Raw genomic sequence first — 23,496 nt, forward strand, 5'->3', positions numbered from 1 at the left:
TGTCTGAGCAAGACATTTCACCTTCATAAGTGTTCACTCGAACATTCGGAGACTCCCGAGAACGACAAGCTGCCATAAAAAGTGCTCACTCAAACTCTTGGGGCAACTTGAGAACGACATTTCATAATGGAAACCACTTACTAATCCTTATTACCTTTTTGAAAAGATAATATAAACTAATCCAGTACAGAGAAAAAAGGAAGAGATCATCCAGGAGATGATCTCAACCCCATTTATTTTCTGTTCGTAAGGGCTCGAAATGAAGCTGCTCTAGCATGCTCAGCAAAGAGCAGCCATCATTTTTTGAGAACCTTCCTGAGGATCTTTACAGTAAAAAAAGTCGACGCAAGGTCGACTTAGTCATCTACGCCTTGAATGAGATTGATAAGGATCTGGTTGAGCAGGATCCGGATCTCCCGTCTGGCATAGGTATAATTATTAGCGTTGAGCCATTCGATCAGCTTTCGATAATGTGTGATCTTCATCGCGCGACTTTTTTTGAAAATAAGCGGGGTCTGACTGGCATCCTGGTACAGATTCACCATCGTCTCGATTACTCGTTCGTTCATATATGTATTCGAGTGATAACTGAGCAGCAGTCGCCAGAATTTGATTTCCAAAGTCTCGAATTCATCTGATTCCAGAGGCACTGCCTTTTCCAAGTCATCTATCATATCTGCCAGAGGTACAGTATCAACGATTATTTCATCAAGCTGAAGCGTATAAAAAATGTGCTGAAGCAGGGCTTCCAGAAAATAGATCCGTTCCTTACGCTGATGCAGATCGAGAGAAACATCTCCGACAAACACCCCTTTATTCGGTACCCGATAGACATAGCCATCTTCGATCAGACGTTCCATCGCATGCCTGACAGGTGTCCGGCTGATATCCAGCTGCCTGGAAATATCCAGTTCTTTCAGCTGCTTGCCTTTAGCCCAGTGTGCTCCTTTTATCTGATCGGTCATAAAGGTGTAAGCTTTCGCTTCCATCTTGTTCATCTTTTTCATTGGGACACCCTTTACTTAGTCAAAGATATCTGACAGCTGTTCTAATGTCTTTTTCAGCTGCTTTGTCGGGACAACGATATGACCGAATTCACTTGACTCTTGACCCGTCACGTTATCGTAAAATGTAAACAGCCAGTCAGGCTTGATTTGTGCCTGAGTATAGGTCAGATCTTCTTCGTCCTTTCGGATCAGTTTCATGACCATTGTATCGTGCAGCCTGTCTGTCACACGGACTGGCCAGCCGGTCACGGCCTTTATCAAAGCTTCAAACTGTGAAAAATGAGGATAATTGAATGTGTAGTGAAAAGCCCGGTGTGGGTGCGCGACGATTTCATTGACATATAGTGCGCCACTTCCCGTTGAGAAGATTTCGATAGCCATAACGCCGACAAAATCGAGCTTTTCTGCAATCACATGTCCGATACGCTTGATTTCCTGTTCCACTTCAGCTTCCAGCTGTGCAGGGGCGATCGACTGATGAAACACATCGTCTTTATATTTCATTTCCGTTATAGCTAATGACGAGATTTCACCCTCACTATTTTTGACCAGGGCTAGACAAACTTCCTTTTCGGAAGGGATCCAGGCTTCCAGTACACACGTACCCTGAGAGAGAAAAGGTTCAGAAGCGCCAATATCCTCTTCATTGAACAGGACATGGTGTTCCTTAAATCGTTCATCGGTACTGTTAGATTTCAGGACACAAGGGTACCCGATACTGTTTACCGCTTCTTTGATATCATCCAGTGAGACGATCGTGGCAAACGGTGCGATATTCACGCGTACTGATTCCAGGAATGCTTTTTGCAGCATCCGATCCTGGGAAACCGCAAGCAGTTCCTCTCCCTGCGGTACTGGCACTGTGCGTTTGATTCCCTCAATGAGTCGTGAAGGAAAAGCATCAGATTCATAGACAACCACATCACTTTTCATTGCCAGGTCCAGACTGGCTGGTTCATCTGACAGTTCCGCCACTATTTGCCAGTCAGCAACACATGCAGACAAACAGTGTGCGTTCGGATCGAACACGCCTACGTGGTAGCCCAGTTGTTTCGCGGAAAGGGCAAGCAGTCGCGCCACACTCCCCCCACCGATTATCCCTATTGTACTGCCGGGTTTTATCCAATTTGTCATCATTCGTCACTCCATCTTATAGTTCGGTAAACGGATTCTCCTGCGGATTGTTTTTGACTTGTTTTTTATTCTTCTTCATTCGTTTTGTCCAAAAACCACCATTGATATATCTCGGTTCATAGGAAATCATGAATGCTTTGGGTTCTATTTCATGGATCAGCTTGTACAAGGATCGTTCGTTCGAACGTGGGGTCAGGATCTCCAGCACATAACGACTGCCTTCTCTTCCGTGGGCTTGAGTGATCGTCACACCAAAACCTTCTCCTCGAAGTTCTTCTGCCACTTCCCAGCCATTCTCAGGAACGATCGTCGTGACAAGGATATGTCCCAGAGCAAGTTTATCCTCGATTTTCATTCCCGCATAAATACCCGTACCAAAACCGACGGCATAAGCAATAATATTCATTACGTTATCCAGATTATCCAGCACCAGACCCAGGCCAACAACATAGATGGCCACTTCGATCATAGCGATGAAGGGGGCCACTAACTGATAGCCTTTCATCGTCAGCATCATTCTAAGTGTATTCAGCGTGACATAAACAACATTGATCAAAAATATCGTTACGATTATTCCCCAGTTAAACTCCACTTTATCTCTCCTAAATTTAAAAATTGAATCTATATAAATATGAAACGAGGGCTGAGACAATTAAAACCTGTCTCAGCCTTCGTCAATAAGAGTACAGGTCGATCCGCTGTTTACTCTTGCTCGTTTTCAATTGTCACTTTCGAATCTGCTTCCTGGTGCCTCTTGACGATAAGTGTAGAGATCCTCGACCCTTCCATCTTATCGACCGTCAGACACAAATCACCGACACGTATATAGGCATTCTCTGATTCACCAGGTATGCTGCCAAATTCAGTGATAAAGTAACCGGCGATCGTGTCCACATCTTCCGAATCGATCGACATGTCAAAATAATCATTAAATTTGTCTAGCGGTGTGGCTCCATCTACACTATATAGAAACTCGTCGATTTGTTCAATCAAGTTGTTTGATTCATCATATTCATCGTCGATTTCTCCAACGATTTCTTCAAGCAGGTCTTCAAGGGTAACGATCCCCACGACTCCCCCGTATTCATCGTTCAAAATAGCCATCTGGTTCTGGGTCTTTTTCATCTGAAAAATAAGATCATCGATGAAAATCGTTTCAGGAACAAATAAAGGACGATTGCTGATTTCTTTTAGATCGATCGAATACAGGGGTTTGTGTTTTGAGGCCTGTAGCAAGTTTTTAACGTGAACGATACCAAGGATGTTGTCTTTATCTTCAAAATATAAAGGAACACGTGAATGAGGCGTTTCGAGCATTTCCTCAATATTTTCTTCATTAGGATCGTCATAATCAAGCATGAACGCATCCGTTCGCGGTACCATGACTTCACGAGCGATTTTATTGTCCAGAGACAGAACACCTTTCAGCATAGAGAATTCATCGATATCGATAACCTCGTGCTGGTGACTGTGTTCAATGAACGAACGGAATTCATCACGCGTGATGGTTTCATCATTCGCCGTAAAGTCAATAGGAAGAAGGCGTTTCATTCCTCTGACCGTGATATTCACTAACCATACGATCGGAAGCGATAAATATCTCAATCCTAAAACCATACCCGAGAGTTTCATTGCGATCTCGTCCGGGTTCTGCTTCGCTATAGCCTTAGGCAGTTTTTCTCCAAATGACAGAAGCAAGTAAGTCAGTACGATCGCACCGACGGTCAAAAATAATACTTGAGAAGAAAGGATCGGACTTTCAAGTGATTCGACTAGACGTAAAATCACTATGGCAGTCATACCACTTGTAAATAAAGCGGAAAGTGACATCCCCACTTGAATCGTGGTTAAAAACTCGTCTGCATTGTCTAAAATACGCAGGATCCGTTTAGCTTTCTTGCTCCCATCAAGGGATTCTTCCATCATTCTGTTTGGATTAATAGATATCATAGCCATTTCTGCGGCTGAAAAAAATCCGTGTAATATAATTAAACCGATAATAACTACTAGTGGCCCAATAAAGGGCTGTATACTCCAAGGGTCGCTGTTCATAACTTGTCTCCTTTTAAAATTCCGATCATATAAAAACACAGTCACTATATCATATAAATCTAGTCCTTACAATGCTTTTTTCAGTCGGTTCGATAACCTTACTCCATCAGTGTTGGTACGGATGAAAAGAACGGAACAAAACGGTCGATGACATCCCCGCTTTTCTGTCCTTCCAGATACCCGACAAATGAGTAAGAAGTGTTTTCTTCATCGAATACATATAAAAAGCCATTGGTTTCATTTTCTTCTTCACCGGCGATTTCAGCTGTTCCCGTCTTGGCTCCGACAGTATAGTCCAGCTGGTCCAGCGCATGCGACGTCCCGTTCGGATCAGTCACTGTTTGGACAAGCAGGTCTCTCACCAGCTCAGCATTTTCAGAAGAAACTATCTGTTCAGTTTCCACCTCTGCCTCTTCCTGAAGCAGTTTGGGATAGATCAGCGTCCCTTCGTTGAGAACTGGTGAATAGAAGGTCTGCTGATGAAGGGTACTCATGAGTATCTCTCCCTGACCATAAGCAGTATCAGCCAGCAGGGTGACATCATTTATCTCATTATCGTTAGCCAGTTGAGCCGGTTCCATGGTCAACGGCAGATCGAAGGATTCACCAAACGGAAACTGTGACAGCCTTTCGACAAAATCTTCAGTGCCCATTTCAAGGGCTTCCATAGCGAAGTAGATATTGTCCGAATACACCAGAGCATCAGTTAGATCCACTTCCGTTACCGAGTCATTGACTCTGGTGATTTCTCTGTTTCCAAAGGCTTCTATTTCAGGAGACCAGTTGAGGCCTTCGATCGTATTCACTTCATCAGGCGTTGTCGTCCCTGATTCCAGGAGCACTAGAGATGACAAGATTTTAAACGTGGATCCTGGTGCATACCGAGCTGTGAAACGATTCAGGAAAGGCTGACCTTCATCTTCAACATAAGCATTATATTCTTCAACAGAGATCCCCCGTGCAAAGAGCTGCGGATCATAGGAAGGTGAGCTTGCCAGTGCCAGGAGTTCTCCGCTTGCCGGATCCATCAGAGATGCGGCTCCAGGCTCTGAGTCAAAGGCGGCAAAGAGCTCTGACTGGATCGCACTGCTGATCGTCAGAGTCAGTGACTCGCCGTCTTGTTTTTCTCTCTCGACAATGACCTCTTTCACTTCTCCGTCACTGTCGACAAGGGCTATCTGCCCCCCCATTTTCCCACGCAGTTCCTGATCGAAGCGGTATTCCAGACCGCCTTTACCGATGACCTGCCCCGACTGCAGCTTTGGATCGTTTTCGATGTCTTCAGCTGAAACATCACCCACATAGCCAATCAAATGAGCAGCTGCCTCCCCTAAAGGATAAAGCCGATCGGTCGTCTGTTGATACAATACCCCTGGAACTTCTGGTGTCTCGCCAGTATCGACGACTTTAAACGGAACAAGGCTCTCTTCCGTCACCCAATTCTGACTAAGTAAACGTTCAAGTGTATCGACAGAAACGTCAAATGTTTCACTTATTTCAGCTAAACGCTCCTCTCGCTGGTCTCCTTCGCCCAGGACAGCGGGATATAAGCCCGCTTCATAGGCCTCTCCCTCACCAGCCAGCATATTTCCGTCTCGGTCATAGATCGACCCGCGCTTCGGCTCAGTGTAGGAAAGACTCACAGTATCGCCTTCCTCCATATCGGGAAAGAAAAGTGAATGGTCCCATTGAACGGCTTTAGCTTCCTCCGTTTCACTGATTTCTGCCTGGTAAGCCATTGTTTCTGTCTCACCCAGGACAGTCGTCATTAAAGCGGTATATCGGAATGCGTAAGTATCTGCTTCTTCATCGTACAGGATCTCACGATTTGCTATATCGAGTGCATCAACACCAATGGCCTGAAAAACCGTTTCGTATCTTTCAGCTAGCTCCTGACTGGTATAGCCTTCTGCTGAGATCGATTCTTCTTCAAGGGTGTCCACATACTCTTCAAAACGCGTGGAGGACTTGGCATCAAGGTATTCATCCACCAGAGCTTCGACCTCTTCACGCCGCTCGATAGCCAGCTGCTCTTCCTTCCAGTTTCGATAGTAAAAATAACCTGAGACACTTATAAGAATGAGCACAGCGATACCCGCTGCTATTCCGAATACTTTCTTGTTTGATGCCTTCCGCTGCTGTTTGTTGTTTTTCACGTCATCGACTCCTTATCATTAGTTAGTCGTCTTCATACCGGTCCTTTTCTTTTTCTCTATAGTCCATCATTTTTCTGCTGAAGAGTTCGCCATTTGACGGTGGTGTATAAGTGATCGCATTGGCTCCCGCTTCGATCGTTTCCAGGATGCTTTCCTCAGTCGGTCCGCCTGTCGCGATGATGGGCAGGTCCGGGTATTTCTCTCTCAACTCTCTCACGATCGTGCTCGTCCTTCCCGCCCCAGATACATTGATGATGTCCACACCAGCTTTCAGGCGTTTATCTATCGATGTATATTCCGATACCACCGTTAAGATGATGGGGATATCGATCACTTCATTGATTTTTTCAATGGTTGCGATCGGCGTAGGGGCATTGACGACCACCGCCTTACATCCATGTGCTTCTGCAAACAGAGCCATATTAGCCGACCGGACACCTTGGGTCTTGCCGCCAGCGATGCCGGCCAGGACAGGAATCGTTGAGACCGATGTAATGGCTTCAAGAATCGCCGGATGTGGAGTAAAGGGGTAGACAGCCATGATCGCATCGGCATCATTGTTCATGATCAGCGCGATATCTGTGGTAAACATAAATGCTTTGAAACGTTTTCCGTTGATCAGTATGCCGCTGGCTTTTCTGATGACTGCAGGGACTTCAACGTATCCATTATATAGATCAGATTTTACTGACGGGTATTTTCTTTTTTCCATATCTTAGCCTCTTTATCTTAAAAATTTATTTATCAAAACGATCTAACTCATAGAGCTCTATGATCTCGATTATTTTTTCAGGGTATGTCGGATCTGTGGCATAACCAGCTGAATATAGTGCCTGAGCGGCTTCCTGATAGCTGGATGCCTCCTGTACGCCTCTGTACAATTCAGGATTCCATTCTGTTCCGCCATTGATCAGATCGGCATAGTCAGTGACCGAAGCCTCTAGTGACGGATAACTTCTAAAGGACGCATGGATCTCTTTCCATTTCTCTTCATATTCTAACGTGGCATATTTACGGCCATCAGAACCGCCTTTTATACCAAAATAATTATTTTCCTGTTGGGACAAACTGCTCTTTCCCCAGTTTGATTCCAGAATCGCCTGCGCAATCGTGACACTTGGTCTGATTCCATGGGAGGCTTGTAAGGGAACGGCATGACTGGCGACTTCATTTATAAACGCATCTTTTGTCCAGTCTTTCTGGTTTGCCGGCTCATTTTCCACTGCCTGACTGATCACTGCCAAAGCACCTGTAAAGGTAAGCACCAGGATAGCGAACAGCTTAAAGATGGGGAAAGATGTCTTTCTTTTTTTATAACTCAGAATTCATCCTCCTATTATGTTACTTAATCGTTTATACTTGAGTTACACTGCTTTTTCTATTTGTGTTGACTATCTCATGTTTACAGTCTAACGTATTTTTATTTTATCATACTCAGGTGGATGTAAATAGACTATAATAAAAATATATGTTTTTGATATAATCTCATTCGTTACCACGATTCTAACTATAGGAAAGAAGGCCTTTTATGAGAATAATCAATTGGGGAATCATAGGGTCAGGTAAGATCGCTGACCAGTTTGCTTCTCAGTTTAAAGATGATCAGGCAAAGCTTACCGGTATCGCTTCACAGACGCTTCAAAAAGCTTTTGAATTCTCGACTCGCTTTAATATAAAAAAAGCTTATGGCACTTATGAAGAACTGGCTTTTGACCCAGAGATAGACATACTCTACATGGCGACGCCGAATCACACTCTTTATAAAAACATTCTTATGGCATTGAATGCCGGCAAACATGCCTTTTACGAAAATTCGATTGCTTTGAATAGTCAGCAGCTCAATGAGGTGCTGACCCTAGCCCGAAAAAAGCATCTGCTTGCAGTAGATGCCTTGACGATCCACCACATGCCTCTTTATAACGAACTGAAGCAAGAAATCGAAACAGGGCAGGACTATGACCGTTCAATAACACTTGTTTATGAAATTAACACCCTCACGCATACGCTCTTGTTTGAGAATGATTTCACCTCACTCTCTCACCCCGGATGTCAATAAACTGATCGACTGGGCGGCCAAAGAGTGGGCTATTTCTCGACTAAATCCCACCAACAAATAACAGATAAAACTCCCTTTCAAACGAAACCCTTAAAAAGATCGGACAAGATTTTCTTTAAAGAGGTTCGCTTTAGAGGGAGCTTTTTTTATCAGCCTTTTAACGCGCTGGTTATTTTTTCAAGTTGTTCGTTCAGTTTATTTTTTTCAATGAACCGGGCAAATCGCATGACTTCTCGTCCATCTACAAAAAGCAGGACCACAGGAATGGTAAACACCGTATATTCTCCCGCTATTTCAGGAAGATTCTGGACATCAGCCTGCAGGGAACTGATTTCCGGATAACTCTCCACTATCGGTTTGATCTGCGGCAGAACCGCATGACAGACAGAACAGTTCTCGCCATACAGGTATAATAAGGCTAACTCATTCTCTTTGACATGATCCTGCAGTTCTTCAAGTGACTGTGCTTCTTTAAATCCATCCATATTCATTACCTCCTTACACTAAGTTATATCCTTTGATCTCCAGATTCATACTCAGTCCTGCGTCTTCAGTGCTTCGACCATATCGACATGCTTCAGTTTGAAGTGCATGACCACCATGACCAGACTACTGAAGAAAAACATCAGCAGGAAGGAATAAAGATAGCTCGACCACGATATCTGGTGCAGGAAACGCATGATATCAAGTTCGGCTGTCTGCAGTACGAATCGGTGCATAACGATTCCCAGCACGAAGCCGACTAGGATCCCCATAATGGTTAAGACGAGGTTCTCTCGATATACATACATCGTGACTTCCTTGTCAAAAAATCCCAGTACTTTTATCGTCGATAATTCCCTGATCCGTTCCGATACATTGATGTTCGTCAGATTATAAAGGACAACGAAAGCCAGCGAGGCAGCCGAAAGGATTAAAACGATAGTAACGACATCCAAGCTGTCCATTGAATCCTGAAACCCTTCTTTGATGGAAGTGACAAACGTCACACCCAGTACAGCATCCTCTTCCGTCAATGCTTCACCCAACTCGTCATTACTGACAGAGTCTTCATATTTCAGTAGTCGTGTATTATAATCGATCTCTTGATTAACGACTTGCTGATAGTAATCTTCAGACATATACATATAGTGCTGAACGTACTGTTCGGAGATCCCGGCAATATCGACATCTACCGTTTCACCTTCATCCCATTCCACTTTCATACTGTCTCCAACTGTGACATCCAGCAGATCAGCCAGTTTATCGGTTATGATCACACCCTCTTCAGGAAGCTCATAATGTATGGCCTGATCCTCTCTATCTCTTAATACCACAAACTCTTCAAACAGCTCTTTGTCTTCCGGGACAAGGAGAGTCGCATCACGGGTCTCACCTGAATCCGTCGCAGTGACGCTCTCCTGCAGCGACTGAAGCTGTGCTTCAAAACCATCCACTTCTTCAAGTACTGATACGAGTGAATCCTGTTCACTTTCTGTTGCCTCAAGGTCTTCTGTTACAATTGCCTGGTAAAGATTGATTTCCCCAAATTGTATGTCTGCAATATCTGCTATCGAATCTGAAAGACCATAACCGGTCAGGAGAAGTGCCGTCCCGCCGGCGACACCAAATAATGTCATCAGCATGCGGCGTTTATATCTGAATAAATTACGCGAAGCCACTTTCTGAGTAAACGAAAATCGTTTCCATATGAATGGGATATACTCCAGGAAGATCCGCTTGCCTTTCTTCGGTGCTTTCGGACGCAGTAATGTCGCGGCATTGCTGCGTAAAGATAAGCGTACAGAAACCAGCGTGGATAAACCTGTTGCCAGTAATGAGGCAACGATGGAGATGATGGCATAGTCCCAATAAAACTGTGTCTGTGCTGACGGCAAATTATACAGCGAACTGTAAGCATCCAGAATCACATTAGGAAAGAGCCAATACCCTAAGAATAAGCCCAGTATACTACCAAACGACGTCGCAATAAAGGCATAGACAAAGTATTTTGCCGCAATGGCCATGTTGCCGTAACCAAGAGCTTTCAATGTACCGATCTGATTTCTTCCTTCATCCACCATTCGAGTCATGGTGGTCAAAGAGATAAGTGCAGCCAGCATGAAGAAGAAGACCGGGAAAATCCTTGCGATCGCACTGATCCTTTCAGCATTTTCATCAAACTCTTCATAACCCGGGTAAGAGGAACGGTCATAGACAAAGTATTCCGGTTCTTCCAGATCCGCTAATTCTTCCTCAGCCTCTCCAAGATCAGCTAAGGCTTCATCGATTTCCTCTTCTGCATCGGCCTCCTCTGCTTCGAATTCGGCTAGCCCTTCTTCATAATCTGCTTCAGCTTCTTCCAGCTCTCTACGTGCTTGTTCGAGCTCTTCCCTTGAACCGGCAAGTTCAGCGTTCAGTTCACTTTCGGCATTCTCAAGTTCCTGCAGACCTGCCAATACCTGTTCTTCCTGAGCAAGCACTTCTTCATAAGCAGGAGTGTCCTGCATTTGAGCCACTTCCAGCTGATCTTTGTTCGCTTCGATTTCATTCAGTGCCTGATTCAGCTGTGCCCGTTCATCTTCGATCTCAGCACGGGCATTCGCCTCTTCCGTTTCAAGTTCTTCCAAGCCGGCTTCATAGTCAGCATAGCCTTCGTCTATTTCACTTCGAGCGTCTTCGAGATCCTGTCTTCCCTCCTCCAGCTCTTGTCTCGCATCTTCTATTTCTGCATAGCCTTCTTCGATGTCACTTTCAATTTCAGCATACAGTTCTTCATATCTTTCCTCAGGCCGATGAGCGACGAGTTCTTCAATGTCTGTCGTCTGTTCGTCGATGAATGTTTGATAATCGTCTGAATATGACACATACTGATTTGAGCGATCAAATAATACAAAGGCATCCGTATAGACATCCAGATCGAACACTTCCGGAGACACCACAGAAAAGCCGTCTAGATTACCACTGCCGATTGTCGTGTTTCCTCTATTTGCCCGTTCGATATATAGGGGACTCTTCAGGAACCCTACAACTTCAAAAGTTTGTTCTGTAAATACGTCATCCTGATTTTCTGACCGTTCTTCGCTGATCTGGATCGTATCACCAATGGCATACTCATCAGCGTAACTGTTCGTCTGATCTAACGCTATCTCATTTGCATCTTCCGGTAATCGACCTTCAATGATCTCAAATTCATTAATGGTATGCTGCTCTTCATCCCAGCCAAAGACTTTTGATGTCAGTCCGGAATCATCGAAGATGATATCCTGACTGTAAAGATAATTCACTTCTGCCTTTTCAATCGATTCGAGCAGTTCACGATCTTCATCTTCCAGCCCCATCGTCGAGAATACATGCAGATCGCTTAGATCCTGTTCATCAAAGTATGAATCCGCCGTATCGATCATGACTGGTCCTGTGGCACTCAAGCCCGCAAAGAATGCGACACCGATCAGAATGATCGCAAAAATAGACAGGAAGCGGGTCTTGCTTCGTCCGATTTCCCTGAATGTATCCTTCCATAATGCACCTTTTTTCACTTTAAACCCTCATTTCGCATCCCTTTTACCACTCGATCGACTCGACCGGCTGTGGATGATCATTCAACGTTATCTTTCTGACTTTTGCATTATTGATATCAATGACTCGATCAGCCATTGGAGCGATCGCGCGATTGTGCGTGATAACTACGACGGTCGCGCCAAATTCATCTTTGGACCGACTTAACAGATCCAGCACTTTTTTACCTGTTTCAAAATCCAGTGCTCCTGTAGGCTCATCGCACAACAGAAGTTTAGGTTGCTTGGCCAGTGCCCGGGCAATAGCCACACGCTGCTGTTCGCCACCTGACAACTGAGCCGGAAAATTATCCATCCGATCTTGCAAACCGACACTGATAAGTATTTCTTCAGCATCCAGGGCGTTTGGTGAAATCTCGGCAGCCAGTTCCACATTCTCTTTAGCAGTCAGATTGGGTATCAGATTGTAATTCTGAAAAATAAAGCCGACATCATTGCGACGGTATTCTGTCAGCTGTTTTTCTTTAAAGCCGACGATATTGGTCCCGTCAATGATCACGTCACCTTCATCAGCAGAATCCATTCCGCCCAGGATATTTAAGACCGTTGTTTTTCCTGCTCCACTTGGTCCGACGATCACGGCAAATTCATTTTTTTCAATATCAAACGTTATCCCGTCATTGGCCACAACCACCGTTTCGCCTGACTGATATCGTTTCACTTCATTCTTAACAGATATATATGCTGGCATTTTGTTTCGTCCTTTCTACTCGTGTACCTATCTCTATATTTTATCATATTAAACAGGGCCCTCTGCGTTTTTTTGGCTGATTCAGAAAATCTTCACTAATAAATCACATTTTACTTAAGAAGACGGTCGTCTGGCGGTTTTCATCTTTATAATATTTTCTAGGATAACTGATAAAAGCAAACTACCTCTTAATCACTAAATCGCAAGACGGTTAACATCTGTATTTTGCCCTTTGTGGAAGCTTTCCGCTCGTGAAGGGCACATATCCACTGGTTTTGTGACCTTTGAGGAAGCTTCCCGCTCGTGAAGGGCACATAATTATTAATCTTAACTTCATGAATCGTCTATGAGCTTTCTCCAAAGTTTTATCAACAGCATAAAAAAAGAAGCAGGCTATCCTGCTTCTTCATTCTTATTAGCTTTTCGCTCTTTCAAGTACAAAGACTTTAAGATAATCCGATTCTGGATGCTGCTTATTCACAGCGAAATCTTCAGGTAAACGGAATTCATCCACAAGATACGCATCAACATCCATTTCTTCAAAGGCCAAGTTGACGCTGTTAAAGAAATCATCTCTTGAGACGTTCCATGCATTGGTCGATGTAATGATCAAGCCACCGGGTGCCAGAACCTGAACGGCATCCTTCACTAGTTCTGTGTAGTCTTTATCGACACTGAATGTTCTTTTCTTCGTGCGGGCAAATGTCGGAGGATCCAGAACGATCAGATCAAATTGAAGTTTGTGTTTCTTAGCATAGTCCAGATATGAAAAGACATCCATCACACGGATCTCGTGCTGGTCACTGTCCAGTCCATTCACTTCAAACTGCTCTATTGTACGTTCCTTACTTCTGTTAGCGACGTCCACATTCACTGTTTTGACTGCACCACCCATAGCGGCTGCTACAGAAAATGCGCCTGTATAACTGAACGCATTCAAGACTGTTCTGCCCAGTCCCCACTCTTCCATGATCTTATTTCTGACGTTACGCTGATCAAGGAACAGCCCTGTCATCCAGCCTTCATTGAGATAGACATTATAGTGGATCCCATTTTCAGAGATGACCAGAGGTTCTTCTGCCATCTTTCCTTCAACGAAACGGCTTTTGTGCGGAGAGTCAGGATAACGGCACTTCTCATAGATCCCTTTAAAGTCGGGAACGGCTACTTTGAATGCTTTTATGATCATATCACGGTGCATGTATATTCCGGCACTGTACCATGAGAAAACATAATACCCTTCATAATAATCGATCGTCAGTCCACCGATACCGTCGCCATCCCCATTGAAGAAACGGAAAGCGGTCGTTTTATCATCAGCGTAAAATGCTGTTCGTTTATCTCGTGCAATTCTGAAGCGTCTGTCGAAGAAAGCGTAATCCAAGTCATCTGATTCGTCCAGTGACAAGACATACCCCGCTGTTTTTCTTTCGTTTCCGATATAGCCGTAAGCAACGAACTTATTGTGCTTATCGACCAGTTTGACGAAGTCACCTTCCACCAGATAGTCCTTGTTGACAAAATCCAGTTCTTCTAAAACAGGAAAACCGTTTTTTATGCGATTCGTTGCTAATTCTTTGATTTTTAATACGTTCATAACGTGCTCCTTTTTTGTGATCATCTTTTTTACTTTTCACAAACAGTATACCATAGATAGCTAGTATCCACAGGATCAATCAAATGAAAAAGCAGGTGCTATATAGATCAACACCCGCTTTAACGTTTAATTCAACTTCTCGATATTCGGTTTTATGTCAGGATCGAGTGTCTGAATGAAATCACTAAAATTCATTTCATCGATCAATTCAGGTGCATCGGATTCATAAAGCAATTCACTCGAGTGACCTTCTCTTTCACTCAACAGACTCGAACTATTTTCTGAACGACTTTCAAGGTAATCCAGCTGATCGGTATAAATATAATCATTAGGTTCAAAGCCCTGAATAGATGATGGTGAGTAAAAACGCAGCAGATCCATCGCCATAACGTTATCACTATGCGTCAATTCTTCCCTTGCGTCATCTCGTGTCTTATACAGGTCTTTCAGCTCATCTTCAGTAAACTCTTCAGTTATGTCATTGCCTTCCTGGTCATAAATCGATTGGCCAAGGAATGCATAGTCTTCTGTCATAACGCGGCCGTTTCTAAGTGGTACTGTATTGTCATGTTCTCCGGATAAGAGGTCTTGACCCATAAACAGGAACTCATCCGTTTCAATTCCCAGTAGGTGCATGAGTGTCGGCAGCATGTCGACTTGTCCACTGTACGTTTCAAACACTTCACCGTTGTCCACACCAGGTACGTGCATGATCAATGGCACGCGCTGCATCTGAGCATCATCGAAATCGTTCCATTCTTCTCTCTCCTTACCGACTAACTCGGCAAGACGCGGATTACGCATGTTGGAGATCCCATAATGATCACCATAAAGCATAATGATCGAATCTTCATAAAGACCACTTGCTTTCAGGTAATTGAAAAATTCTTCTACAGCCTGATCCAGATAGTTTGCAGTCGCAAAGTACTGATTGATCGTCTCATCAGACGTCTGTGCTTCCGGGAATCCCTGATTTTTTTCATCCAGCGGATATGGGAAATGGTTCGTTACGGTAACAAACTTCGTATAGAATGGCTGCGGCAACTGTTCAATGTATTTCACTGAGTCCTTGAAAAACAATTTGTCTTTTAAGCCATATTCTAATGAACGGTCACCCGACACATTATAGAAGGCGGAGTCAAAGAAGTAGTCATAGCCGAAGTTACGATAGGTATCTGTTCTGTTCCAGAATGATCCGACATTTCCATGAAAAGCAGCAGAAGTATACCCCGCCTTTTCTCCCAAAATAGCTGGTGCTGCGTGAAAAGTATTTGTCGAACCGAGAGTCTGGAATGCACTCCCTTCCGGTAAACCATAAAGCGACGTTTCACCAAGGACTTCTGCATCGCTCGATTTTCCCTGACCAGTCTGATGGAAGAAATTATTAAAGCTGTATGAATCGTTACTATGGTATAAGCTGTTCACAAAAGGCATGACTTCATGTTTCACACCATTTTCATCTTCCAGTTCCGAGTCGATCAGAAACTGCTGAACGCTTTCCAGAGCAATAACGATGACATTGCGGCCTTCTGCAGCACCGAAATATTCTTCATCAGGTTCTCTATAGTTCTCTCTGGAGAAATCAATAATATCATTCAACTGTGTTTCGTCGGCACTGGCACGGATCTGACTGTTCTGAGCGGTCTGGAAGAGGTCATATCCGGCAAAGAAATTCAACCCCAGGTATTTGACGATATAATTTCTGTCAAATGTCCGCGTCAGTAATTGTGGCCGGTCGATTTCAGCTAATGTCAAATTCCCTACAAAAAGTGATAGACCTAAAGCAGTCACAGCAAAAATGTCCCGCTTTTTAGCCGGTTTTCTATAATAGTTGGCAAACAGATCTCGTCTGCGTAAATAAATGAAGATCAATAGCGCAATATCAAACCAGTAGATCAAATCCCAAGGTCGCATCATGGCAAAAGTCGAAGCAACCAATCCTGTCGATACATTATTGGACCCTACCAGAATATTCGTTGTCAGAAAATCTGAGAACTCTCTGTAATACAGGATATTCGTGTAGAGTAGAAGTGTCGCCGCCAGTAGAAGTCCAAATAAAACAAAACAGGACGTCTTTGGTTTCTTGAAATAGAGTGATAGTGAAAATAATACGAGTGTTATAGCTAATGGATTGATAAATAACAGGAAATGCTGGATGATTCCAGTCACACCTAAATCAAATTCGATCCAATAGGCCAAGTATGTCTTTATCCAAAATAACACGCTCACTAAACCGAACAATGCATTCCGTTTATTTATAAGCTGTTTGATTTTAAACATAAATAGCCCTCCTTTTTATTTTATTTTTAAATGATTATTCGTTTTTATATCATTTGTATCCTCTCGAACATTTTAAACGAAACCTAATTATAAGGCAAACGAGATGGTTTAATCAATTAAAAACCTCTCATAATAAACCCGATAAATGAGTGTATGCTCATTTATCGGGTTTATTCATTCATTTACTTTTTTTCTGGGAAAAGTATCCTGAACGTTGTACCTTCATCGATTTCACTTTCAACAGAAATTTTTGCACCATGTAAATTTACGAGCTGCTGAACGATCGCTAGACCTAGTCCAGATTCCCCAAATTTTGTTTTGGTACGGGATAAGTCTGCTTTATAATAGCGTTCAAAAATATTTTCCATCTGAACATCTGTCATTCCGATACCTGTATCGCTGACCGTTATCTCGGTTCCTTCAGATGTGAACTGACTGGCTATTTTAATTGTGCCATTATTTGTGAACTGAAGGGCATTTTTTATCAAATTGACCAGAATTTGTTTCAGCCGGTCATAATCTGCGTAAACATGAATATCATCCATTTCGCCAATGATCAGTTTATTCGAAGATTCTTTAACGATATCTTTCATCTGTTCACTGATTTCTTCAACGATTTCGGAAAGTGGAATCGTGTGCTTAGTCAACATGATCCGATTGGAACGGATATTTTCATAGTCCATATTTTCATTGACCAGGCGAATAAGCCGTCTCGTTTCTTTTCTCATCAATTGTATACTTCTGAGTCGCTGGTTTTCAGGGATGACATTATGCTCCAGACCTTCAAGTAGTCCATTAATAGTCGTTAACGGCGTCCGCATCTCATGAGCAGCGTCCTGCATGAAACTCTTTCTCCGCTCTTCCTGATTGATCACTTCATCCTGTGATTCTTTCAATGCGATCACCATTCGGTTGAAATCTCGTGTCAGATAATCGATCTCGTCCCGTTCATTATGCTCAAGCTGGATCGTATACTCCCCTTCGGCCACTTTATGAGCAGCCTTCCGAAGACGATTGACACGTTTGACCTGGTAATGAGCAAAGACTAAACTCATTAGGATCGCAACGATCGCAGAGATCAGAAAGGCACTAAAGAGATTCCCTTTCAACTCTTCCATTTGGCGGTTGATGTGGCTGATCGGTGCGCTGACAGTGATAAAACCTGCAAATTCCTCAGAGTTTTCGTTGAAATATGGGAGATATACCAGGGTTGTTTCCCTGGGATTACCCAGCAGATCCTCGTGATGTGTCGTTAAGGCGATCCGCTCTCCTGATTCCAGCTGGTCCAGCTGGTCATCACTTATATTCGCCCGGAAATTTCGGGGAAGATCAGGATACACGATGTTGCCTTCATCACTGAAGACAAAAAATGACACTTCCTGAGCAGTCAGCACACGGCGGATGGTATTAAGCTGTGTCGGATCCAAATCTTCATCGACAATGGATTCCGCATAACTGAATAATCTGTTCTCGGTAGCATTCAAGGCTGTTCTTCTGCCAAAAAGGACCAGTGAAAAGACTGTTACCGCCATCAGCAAAATAATCACGGCTAAAAAACCTAGAAACTGCTGAAAAAAATAAGGAAGTTTCATTTTAGTCAATTTTTTCGGTATCATCGAACTTGTACCCTACTCCCCAAACTGTTTTGATCACCTGCGGTCCATTAGCAGAAACCTTCTGGCGCAGTTTTTTTATGTGTGCATCGACCGTTCGCTCATCTCCGAAATACTCATAGTCCCAGACCAGCTGAAGCAGTTGTTCTCTTGAGAATACACGTCTTGGACTGTTAGCCAGAGTAAAGAGCAAGTCAAACTCTTTCGGAGTCAGATTGTCCAGCGGCTGATTATAAAGACTGACTTCTCGTGTCGTACGATCCATTTTCAAATGTTCTGTTTCGATATCATAGGTTATTTCTTCTGAATGAGCGGATTCCTTATTATTTACTCGTCTCAGCAGTGATTTTATCCGTGCGACAAGCGTCAGTGGACTGAACGGTTTAGTAACATAGTCATCAGCACCGATTTCCAGACCGATCACTTCATCGCTTTCCGAGTCTTTAGCCGTTAACATGATGACGGGCACGGACTGGGATTCTTTTCTGATTTCTTTACAGATAGCTATGCCGTCCATTTCAGGCAGCATGATATCCAATATGATCAAGTCAAACTGGTCAGGAGCCGCACGATATACGTTCAGGCCTTCTTTACCGTTATGAACAAAGGTGGCTTCCCATTCTTCTTTCAAGAAAAACATTTCAATCATTTCACATACAGATTCATTGTCTTCAATCATTAAAATATGCATGATTTACCTTCTTTCTTTTTTCATTCTACCTTATTATACATACCATAGTTGAATTTTTTGTGTAAATCAATGCATGAAACCTAGAATACACAGTATTTGTGACAGTAAATTGAAAAGCACGGGATGCAGCCCACATTCTAAACAGAACGTATAGCCGCATACCGTGCAAAGTTTTCCTACGCTATTAAGGTTTATCTTTAACCTTTCGCTTTTTTCTGAATAAACTCTATATCATCCACGAGCATCTCAACGACATATTTCGTTTCATCCTCGTTCGTCTGGTAAGAGCGGGACTGCATCTTCCCATTAAGTGCAATGAGATCTCCTTTACCACAGTGTTTTTCAAGGATCTCTGCTTTCTTTCCCCAAGCCACAAAGGGAATGAAATCTGCGTCCGTACTTCCGTCCTTTTTAAACGATTTCCTTACCGCTAATACATTGTTAGTGACCATGCGGCTGTCCCCCACACTCCTTAAATCGACCTCTTTGACCATTCGTCCTATCAGTGACACTGTATTCATGTTCTTCCTCTTTTCGTATAGTAGTAGGAAAGAAGATTCTCTTTCCTCTATATAATAATATTGTGAAAAGAAAAAATATCTCATGAAAAAAATTCAAAAAAAATAAAGCCGTACAAAAAAGGGAGCCCTTTTTTGTACGGCTTTGTACAGTTTACTTAAAATATATAATTTAGGATGTTCTGCCAGATTTCAGGGTTAAATACATCCATTGGCTCGCCGGCTCCACCAATGACACTGTAACCGATCATAGTTCCTACTATAAAAGCCGCAGCAATCAGAAGAATAACAATCAAGACCTTTAATATATATATAAGTATGTCTTTAACTACTGTTTTCCATGTCATCAGCTTACACCTCAATCATTTTTTCTTAACTTTTTTGTCTTTATTTTTTTCTGTTTTTTAAATTTTCAAGAAGAATCCCGGTTCCCAATGCAACAGAATCCAATGGGTTTTCTGCTTTAAATACCGGAACTTTCAACTCTTCAGCGAATAAGAGCTCGATGCCGTCAAGCATAGCTCCTCCACCTGTCAGAATGACTCCACGATCGATGATATCTGCAGACAATTCCGGCGGTGTCTGTTCTAAAACAGCTTTGGCCTGTTCGACAACGATAACCATAGACTCACGTGTTGCTTCCAGCACTTCCAATGAAGAGATGGTGATCGTACGCGGAAGACCTGTGACCATGTCGCGGCCTCTGACATCCATTTCATCATTTCTTCCATGATCGTACATGACACCTATTTCTTTTTTGATCGTTTCAGCAGTTCGCTCCCCGATGAGCAGCTTATGCTTTTTCTTGACATATTGAGTGATATCATTATCCAGTGTATCTCCGGCTATCTTGATGGAACGGCTTGTGACGATCCCTCCCATAGACAGTACGGCAATATCACTGGTTCCTCCCCCAATATCTATGACCATGTTACCGCTTGGCTGAAAAATGTCCATACCGGCACCGATCGCTGCTACTTTCGGTTCTTCTTCAAGATAGACATTCTTTCCTCCGCTTTTTTCTGCTACTTCTATAATTGCCTTCTGCTCGATCGCCGTAATATTAGTCGGACAGCAGATAAGAATATTTGGTTTGGATAAAAATCCTTTTACATTCAACTTATCGATAAAGTAAGTCAACATTGCTTCAGTGATGTCAAAGTCAGCAATAACGCCTCCCTGCAGGGGACGGATCGCTTTAATGTTTCCCGGTGTACGACCCACCATCATGTAGGCATCTTCACCAACTGCTAGAACCTCATTCGTTTTTGTATCCAAAGCTACGACAGAAGGCTCGTTCAGCACAATACCTTTGCCTTTTACATGTACAAGTACATTTGCTGTACCCAAGTCGATGCCAATATCTCTAGCCATCGTGTTTCTCCTCTCACCTATTCATTTCATTAAAAAATAACTGTATCGGGATGCATGATTCTAAAAATGGTTTCACTTTATCTATGATACTTAAGATGATAAAAAAGAGCAACACCTATTTGGCAATCTTAAGTATTTATTAACTACTATTTGGTCGATAAACAGAAAAAGAGAGGGATAAGGAAAGAAGCCGTGCTTCCTTCCTTTCTCTCTCTTTTTCTGTTTATGCAGAGACGATCTCAGAATCACTTGTCTCTTTGACCTCTTCATTGATGCGTTCAATATCTGCACCTAATTGTTTCATTTTAAGGTGGAACTTAGAATAACCTCTATCCAGATGATGGAGCTGTGACACTTGTGTGTGGCCTTTTGATACTAATCCAGCGAGGATCAGAGAAGCTGATGCACGCAAGTCTGTGGAAGCGACTTCTGCACCCTGCAGTGTATTTCCACCTTGGATAATAAGACTTTGACCGTCGATTTTAAACGAGGCATTCATTTTTCGCAGTTCTTCCATATGCATATAACGATTCTCAAAGACTGTTTCCCTCATGATACTTGTCCCTTCGGCAACGAGCTGCGCGATCGTCATCGGCGCCTGGAGATCAGTAGGATAGCCGGGATAGGGCTGAGTCTTGACATCTGTCGGCAGAAGCTTTTCAGGGCCAATGACTTTTAGTCCCTCACTTGTTTCGATGAATGTCGTTCCCATTTCTCCTAATTTTGAAATCAATGGTTTATTATGTTCACTGACAGCATCTTTGATCAGCACTTCTCCCTGAGTGATCGCAGCGGCAATCATAAAGGTCCCACTTTCTATGCGGTCTGGGATCACGGAATGAGTTGTGGCTTCGAGCGATTCGACTCCAGTTATGCGAAGAGAATCTGTCCCGGCACCAATGATCTTAGCTCCCATCTTATTCAGAAAGTTGGCCAGATCAACGATTTCAGGTTCTCTTGCCACGTTTTCTATGACACTGGTCCCTTCGGCTAAAGTGGCCGCCATCATAATATTCTGAGTCGCTCCAACACTTGGAAAATCTAGATAAATATGAGCAGCTTTCAGTTTGTCTACGGAAGCTTCGATATGTCCATTCCCCACATTCACATCGACGCCCATAGCCTCAAAGCCTTTTAAATGAAGATCGATAGGTCGGGAGCCAATAGCACAACCGCCTGGCAGCGCAACTTTAGCATAGCCGGTACGGGCAAGCAAAGGACCCATGACAACGATCGATGCACGCATCTTGCTCATAAAATCAAATGGTGTTTCATTATTCACTTCTGTTTCAGCATTGGTTCGAATCACCTGATTTTCTTCATCGAACTCAACATTTATGTTTAAATGGTTCAATACTTCATTCATAATATAAATATCTGAAAGAAGGGGTATGTTGTCTATAACATTTGTACCTTTACTCGCTAATACTGTGGCAGCTAATATAGGAAGTGCAGCGTTTTTCGCTCCGCCGATATCGACAGAACCTCTCAGCTGTTTCCCTCCGCCTACTATAATTTTCTCCATTCTATGTCCTCCATTTTTTCTGTTCCAGTGATTCTTCATCTCGTGTCTGATTTATTGATACGTTATCGATTTATAAAAATAACAGTAGTTGTATTTTAAAACATACTTGATATAGTATATCAGAAAGCCTGTTGAAGGGGAACAGTATGTAATCCCTTCCTTCGTGACATCTTTGTGACAATAAGAACTAGTTTGTCAACCCTTTGTAATGGGTTAAAATAGAAAAAATAAGTTCTGAATCGAAAGAATAAAGTCGATAAAAAAATTGCTTACCGTGTAACCGACTGCGATCGAGATCACTATATATAATGTCCGTGCTTGAGGAATGTGATGCTTTTTGATGAGTACATCAGTCTTTAGCGCCTGCATTGCCCAGAATACAACAAGTACGAAGAACACATGTGAGACTAGATTGACTAGTGACTGCAGCATGACAAGTGGCATATGATTCATCCTTTCGTTATAATACTAGCATAAACCTTCATATATTTCATTTGTTATGCATATTACACCAACATTACACGTTTTCAAGCCTGTCATATCGGAAAAATCCCGATAAGAGCGGAAACTCTTATCGGGATTCTTTCATTTTTTTATAACGATTATAATGTTCCGAATAATCGGTCTCCTGCGTCACCTAACCCAGGCAGGATATATCCTTTTTCATTCAGTTTCTCATCTAATGAGGCAGTGTAGATGTCCACATCCGGGTGGGCATCCTGCAGAACTTTAACACCTTCAGGAGCTGCAACCAAACACACGAATTTAATGTTCGATGCGCCACGTTTTTTCAATGCATCGATGGCAGCTACTGCTGACCCACCGGTCGCCAGCATCGGATCAACAACAAGTAGCTGACGCTCTGATAAGTCGGAAGGCATTTTAATGAAGTATTCAACGGGTTCCATCGTATCGTGGTCACGATACATCCCCACATGACCAACTTTAGCTGCCGGAATGAGATCCAGCATACCATCGACCATACCTAGACCTGCTCTTAAAATAGGAACGATCACTACTTTTTTACCTGCCAGCTGTTTCTGAACAGTTTTTACGAGCGGTGTTTCGATTTCGACATCCTGAAGTGGCATTTCTCTTGACACTTCATACGCTAATAATCGTGCGATTTCATTAACAACTTCTCTGAAATACTTTGTCCCTGTATTTTTGTCTCTGATGATTGTCAACTTATGCTGAATTAGCGGATGATCTATAACTTGAACGTTTCCCATGATCCGGCTCCTT

Annotated in this window: 21 protein-coding genes; 1 reads left to right on the forward strand and 20 read right to left on the reverse strand. The window is 43.0% G+C overall.

Going from position 1 to position 23,496, the window contains the following annotated elements:
- Positions 1-356: 356 nt before the first annotated feature.
- The 7 genes from BMX84_RS02975 to BMX84_RS03005 form a co-directional block, all read right to left on the reverse strand.
- Positions 357-1,007 (reverse strand): GntR family transcriptional regulator, encoded by a 651-nt coding sequence (locus BMX84_RS02975; protein WP_091487090.1) that lies wholly within the window; start codon positions 1,005-1,007, stop codon positions 357-359.
- A gap of 15 nt (positions 1,008-1,022) precedes the next feature.
- Complete coding sequence (locus tag BMX84_RS02980; RefSeq protein ID WP_177165442.1) at positions 1,023-2,141, reverse strand: ATP-grasp domain-containing protein; 1,119 nt, start codon at positions 2,139-2,141, stop codon at positions 1,023-1,025.
- A gap of 16 nt (positions 2,142-2,157) precedes the next feature.
- Positions 2,158-2,733, reverse strand: coding sequence for a DUF2179 domain-containing protein (locus BMX84_RS02985; protein WP_091487093.1), 576 nt, complete (start codon positions 2,731-2,733; stop codon positions 2,158-2,160).
- A gap of 110 nt (positions 2,734-2,843) precedes the next feature.
- Positions 2,844-4,193 carry a hemolysin family protein gene (locus tag BMX84_RS02990; RefSeq protein ID WP_091487095.1) on the reverse strand — a complete coding sequence of 450 codons (1,350 nt, stop codon included), beginning with the start codon at positions 4,191-4,193 and terminating at the stop codon, positions 2,844-2,846.
- Positions 4,194-4,291: 98 nt separating this feature from the next.
- Complete coding sequence (pbp4, locus tag BMX84_RS02995) at positions 4,292-6,349, reverse strand: penicillin-binding protein PBP4(5) (RefSeq protein ID WP_091487096.1); 2,058 nt, start codon at positions 6,347-6,349, stop codon at positions 4,292-4,294.
- Positions 6,350-6,371: 22 nt separating this feature from the next.
- On the reverse strand, positions 6,372-7,061 hold the full coding sequence (locus tag BMX84_RS03000) for a beta/alpha barrel domain-containing protein (RefSeq protein WP_091487098.1): 690 nt from the start codon (positions 7,059-7,061) through the stop codon (positions 6,372-6,374).
- 25 nt (positions 7,062-7,086) lie between these two features.
- Positions 7,087-7,614 carry a glycoside hydrolase family 73 protein gene (locus tag BMX84_RS03005; protein WP_177165443.1) on the reverse strand — a complete coding sequence of 176 codons (528 nt, stop codon included), beginning with the start codon at positions 7,612-7,614 and terminating at the stop codon, positions 7,087-7,089.
- A 263-nt stretch (positions 7,615-7,877) separates the two neighbouring features.
- Between BMX84_RS03005 and BMX84_RS03010 the strand changes: the two genes are divergently transcribed.
- The gene (locus BMX84_RS03010) at positions 7,878-8,405 is read left to right on the forward strand and encodes a Gfo/Idh/MocA family protein (protein ID WP_091487101.1); all 528 of its coding nucleotides are present in this window, start codon (positions 7,878-7,880) and stop codon (positions 8,403-8,405) included.
- A gap of 149 nt (positions 8,406-8,554) precedes the next feature.
- Here BMX84_RS03010 and BMX84_RS03015 read toward each other — a convergent pair whose 3' ends face one another.
- The 13 genes from BMX84_RS03015 to upp form a co-directional block, all read right to left on the reverse strand.
- Positions 8,555-8,890 (reverse strand): thioredoxin family protein, encoded by a 336-nt coding sequence (locus BMX84_RS03015; protein ID WP_177165444.1) that lies wholly within the window; start codon positions 8,888-8,890, stop codon positions 8,555-8,557.
- A 51-nt stretch (positions 8,891-8,941) separates the two neighbouring features.
- Entirely contained in the window at positions 8,942-11,923 is a 2,982-nt protein-coding gene (locus BMX84_RS03020; protein ID WP_091487104.1) for an FtsX-like permease family protein, read from the reverse strand.
- 25 nt (positions 11,924-11,948) lie between these two features.
- The gene (locus BMX84_RS03025) at positions 11,949-12,653 is read right to left on the reverse strand and encodes an ABC transporter ATP-binding protein (protein ID WP_091487106.1); all 705 of its coding nucleotides are present in this window, start codon (positions 12,651-12,653) and stop codon (positions 11,949-11,951) included.
- 415 nt (positions 12,654-13,068) lie between these two features.
- Complete coding sequence (locus tag BMX84_RS03030) at positions 13,069-14,250, reverse strand: class I SAM-dependent rRNA methyltransferase (protein WP_091487108.1); 1,182 nt, start codon at positions 14,248-14,250, stop codon at positions 13,069-13,071.
- Positions 14,251-14,376: 126 nt separating this feature from the next.
- Complete coding sequence (locus BMX84_RS03035) at positions 14,377-16,530, reverse strand: LTA synthase family protein (RefSeq protein ID WP_091487109.1); 2,154 nt, start codon at positions 16,528-16,530, stop codon at positions 14,377-14,379.
- A gap of 182 nt (positions 16,531-16,712) precedes the next feature.
- Positions 16,713-18,146: a sensor histidine kinase gene (locus tag BMX84_RS03040; protein WP_246119079.1), complete on the reverse strand. Its 1,434-nt coding sequence runs from the start codon at positions 18,144-18,146 to the stop codon at positions 16,713-16,715.
- On the reverse strand, positions 18,124-18,834 hold the full coding sequence (locus BMX84_RS03045) for a response regulator transcription factor (RefSeq protein WP_091487111.1): 711 nt from the start codon (positions 18,832-18,834) through the stop codon (positions 18,124-18,126). Before BMX84_RS03045 ends, BMX84_RS03040 begins: the two co-directional genes overlap by 23 nt.
- 197 nt (positions 18,835-19,031) lie before the next feature.
- Positions 19,032-19,355, reverse strand: a complete 324-nt coding sequence (locus tag BMX84_RS03050; RefSeq protein ID WP_091487112.1) for a single-stranded DNA-binding protein — start codon at positions 19,353-19,355, stop codon at positions 19,032-19,034.
- A gap of 155 nt (positions 19,356-19,510) precedes the next feature.
- Positions 19,511-19,699 carry a DNA-directed RNA polymerase subunit beta gene (locus BMX84_RS03055; protein WP_091487114.1) on the reverse strand — a complete coding sequence of 63 codons (189 nt, stop codon included), beginning with the start codon at positions 19,697-19,699 and terminating at the stop codon, positions 19,511-19,513.
- A gap of 40 nt (positions 19,700-19,739) precedes the next feature.
- Positions 19,740-20,726 carry a rod shape-determining protein MreB gene (mreB, locus tag BMX84_RS03060; RefSeq protein ID WP_091487116.1) on the reverse strand — a complete coding sequence of 329 codons (987 nt, stop codon included), beginning with the start codon at positions 20,724-20,726 and terminating at the stop codon, positions 19,740-19,742.
- Between the two features lie 223 nt (positions 20,727-20,949).
- Positions 20,950-22,251, reverse strand: coding sequence for a UDP-N-acetylglucosamine 1-carboxyvinyltransferase (gene murA, locus BMX84_RS03065; protein ID WP_091487117.1), 1,302 nt, complete (start codon positions 22,249-22,251; stop codon positions 20,950-20,952).
- 213 nt (positions 22,252-22,464) lie between these two features.
- Positions 22,465-22,695, reverse strand: coding sequence for a DUF1146 family protein (locus BMX84_RS03070; protein ID WP_091487119.1), 231 nt, complete (start codon positions 22,693-22,695; stop codon positions 22,465-22,467).
- A 158-nt stretch (positions 22,696-22,853) separates the two neighbouring features.
- On the reverse strand, positions 22,854-23,483 hold the full coding sequence (upp, locus tag BMX84_RS03075) for a uracil phosphoribosyltransferase (protein ID WP_091487121.1): 630 nt from the start codon (positions 23,481-23,483) through the stop codon (positions 22,854-22,856).
- Between the last annotated feature and the right edge of the window lie 13 nt (positions 23,484-23,496).

It is taken from the genome of Alkalibacterium putridalgicola (assembly GCF_900109825.1).
Taxonomy (GTDB): Bacteria; Bacillota; Bacilli; order Lactobacillales; family Carnobacteriaceae_A; genus Alkalibacterium; species Alkalibacterium putridalgicola.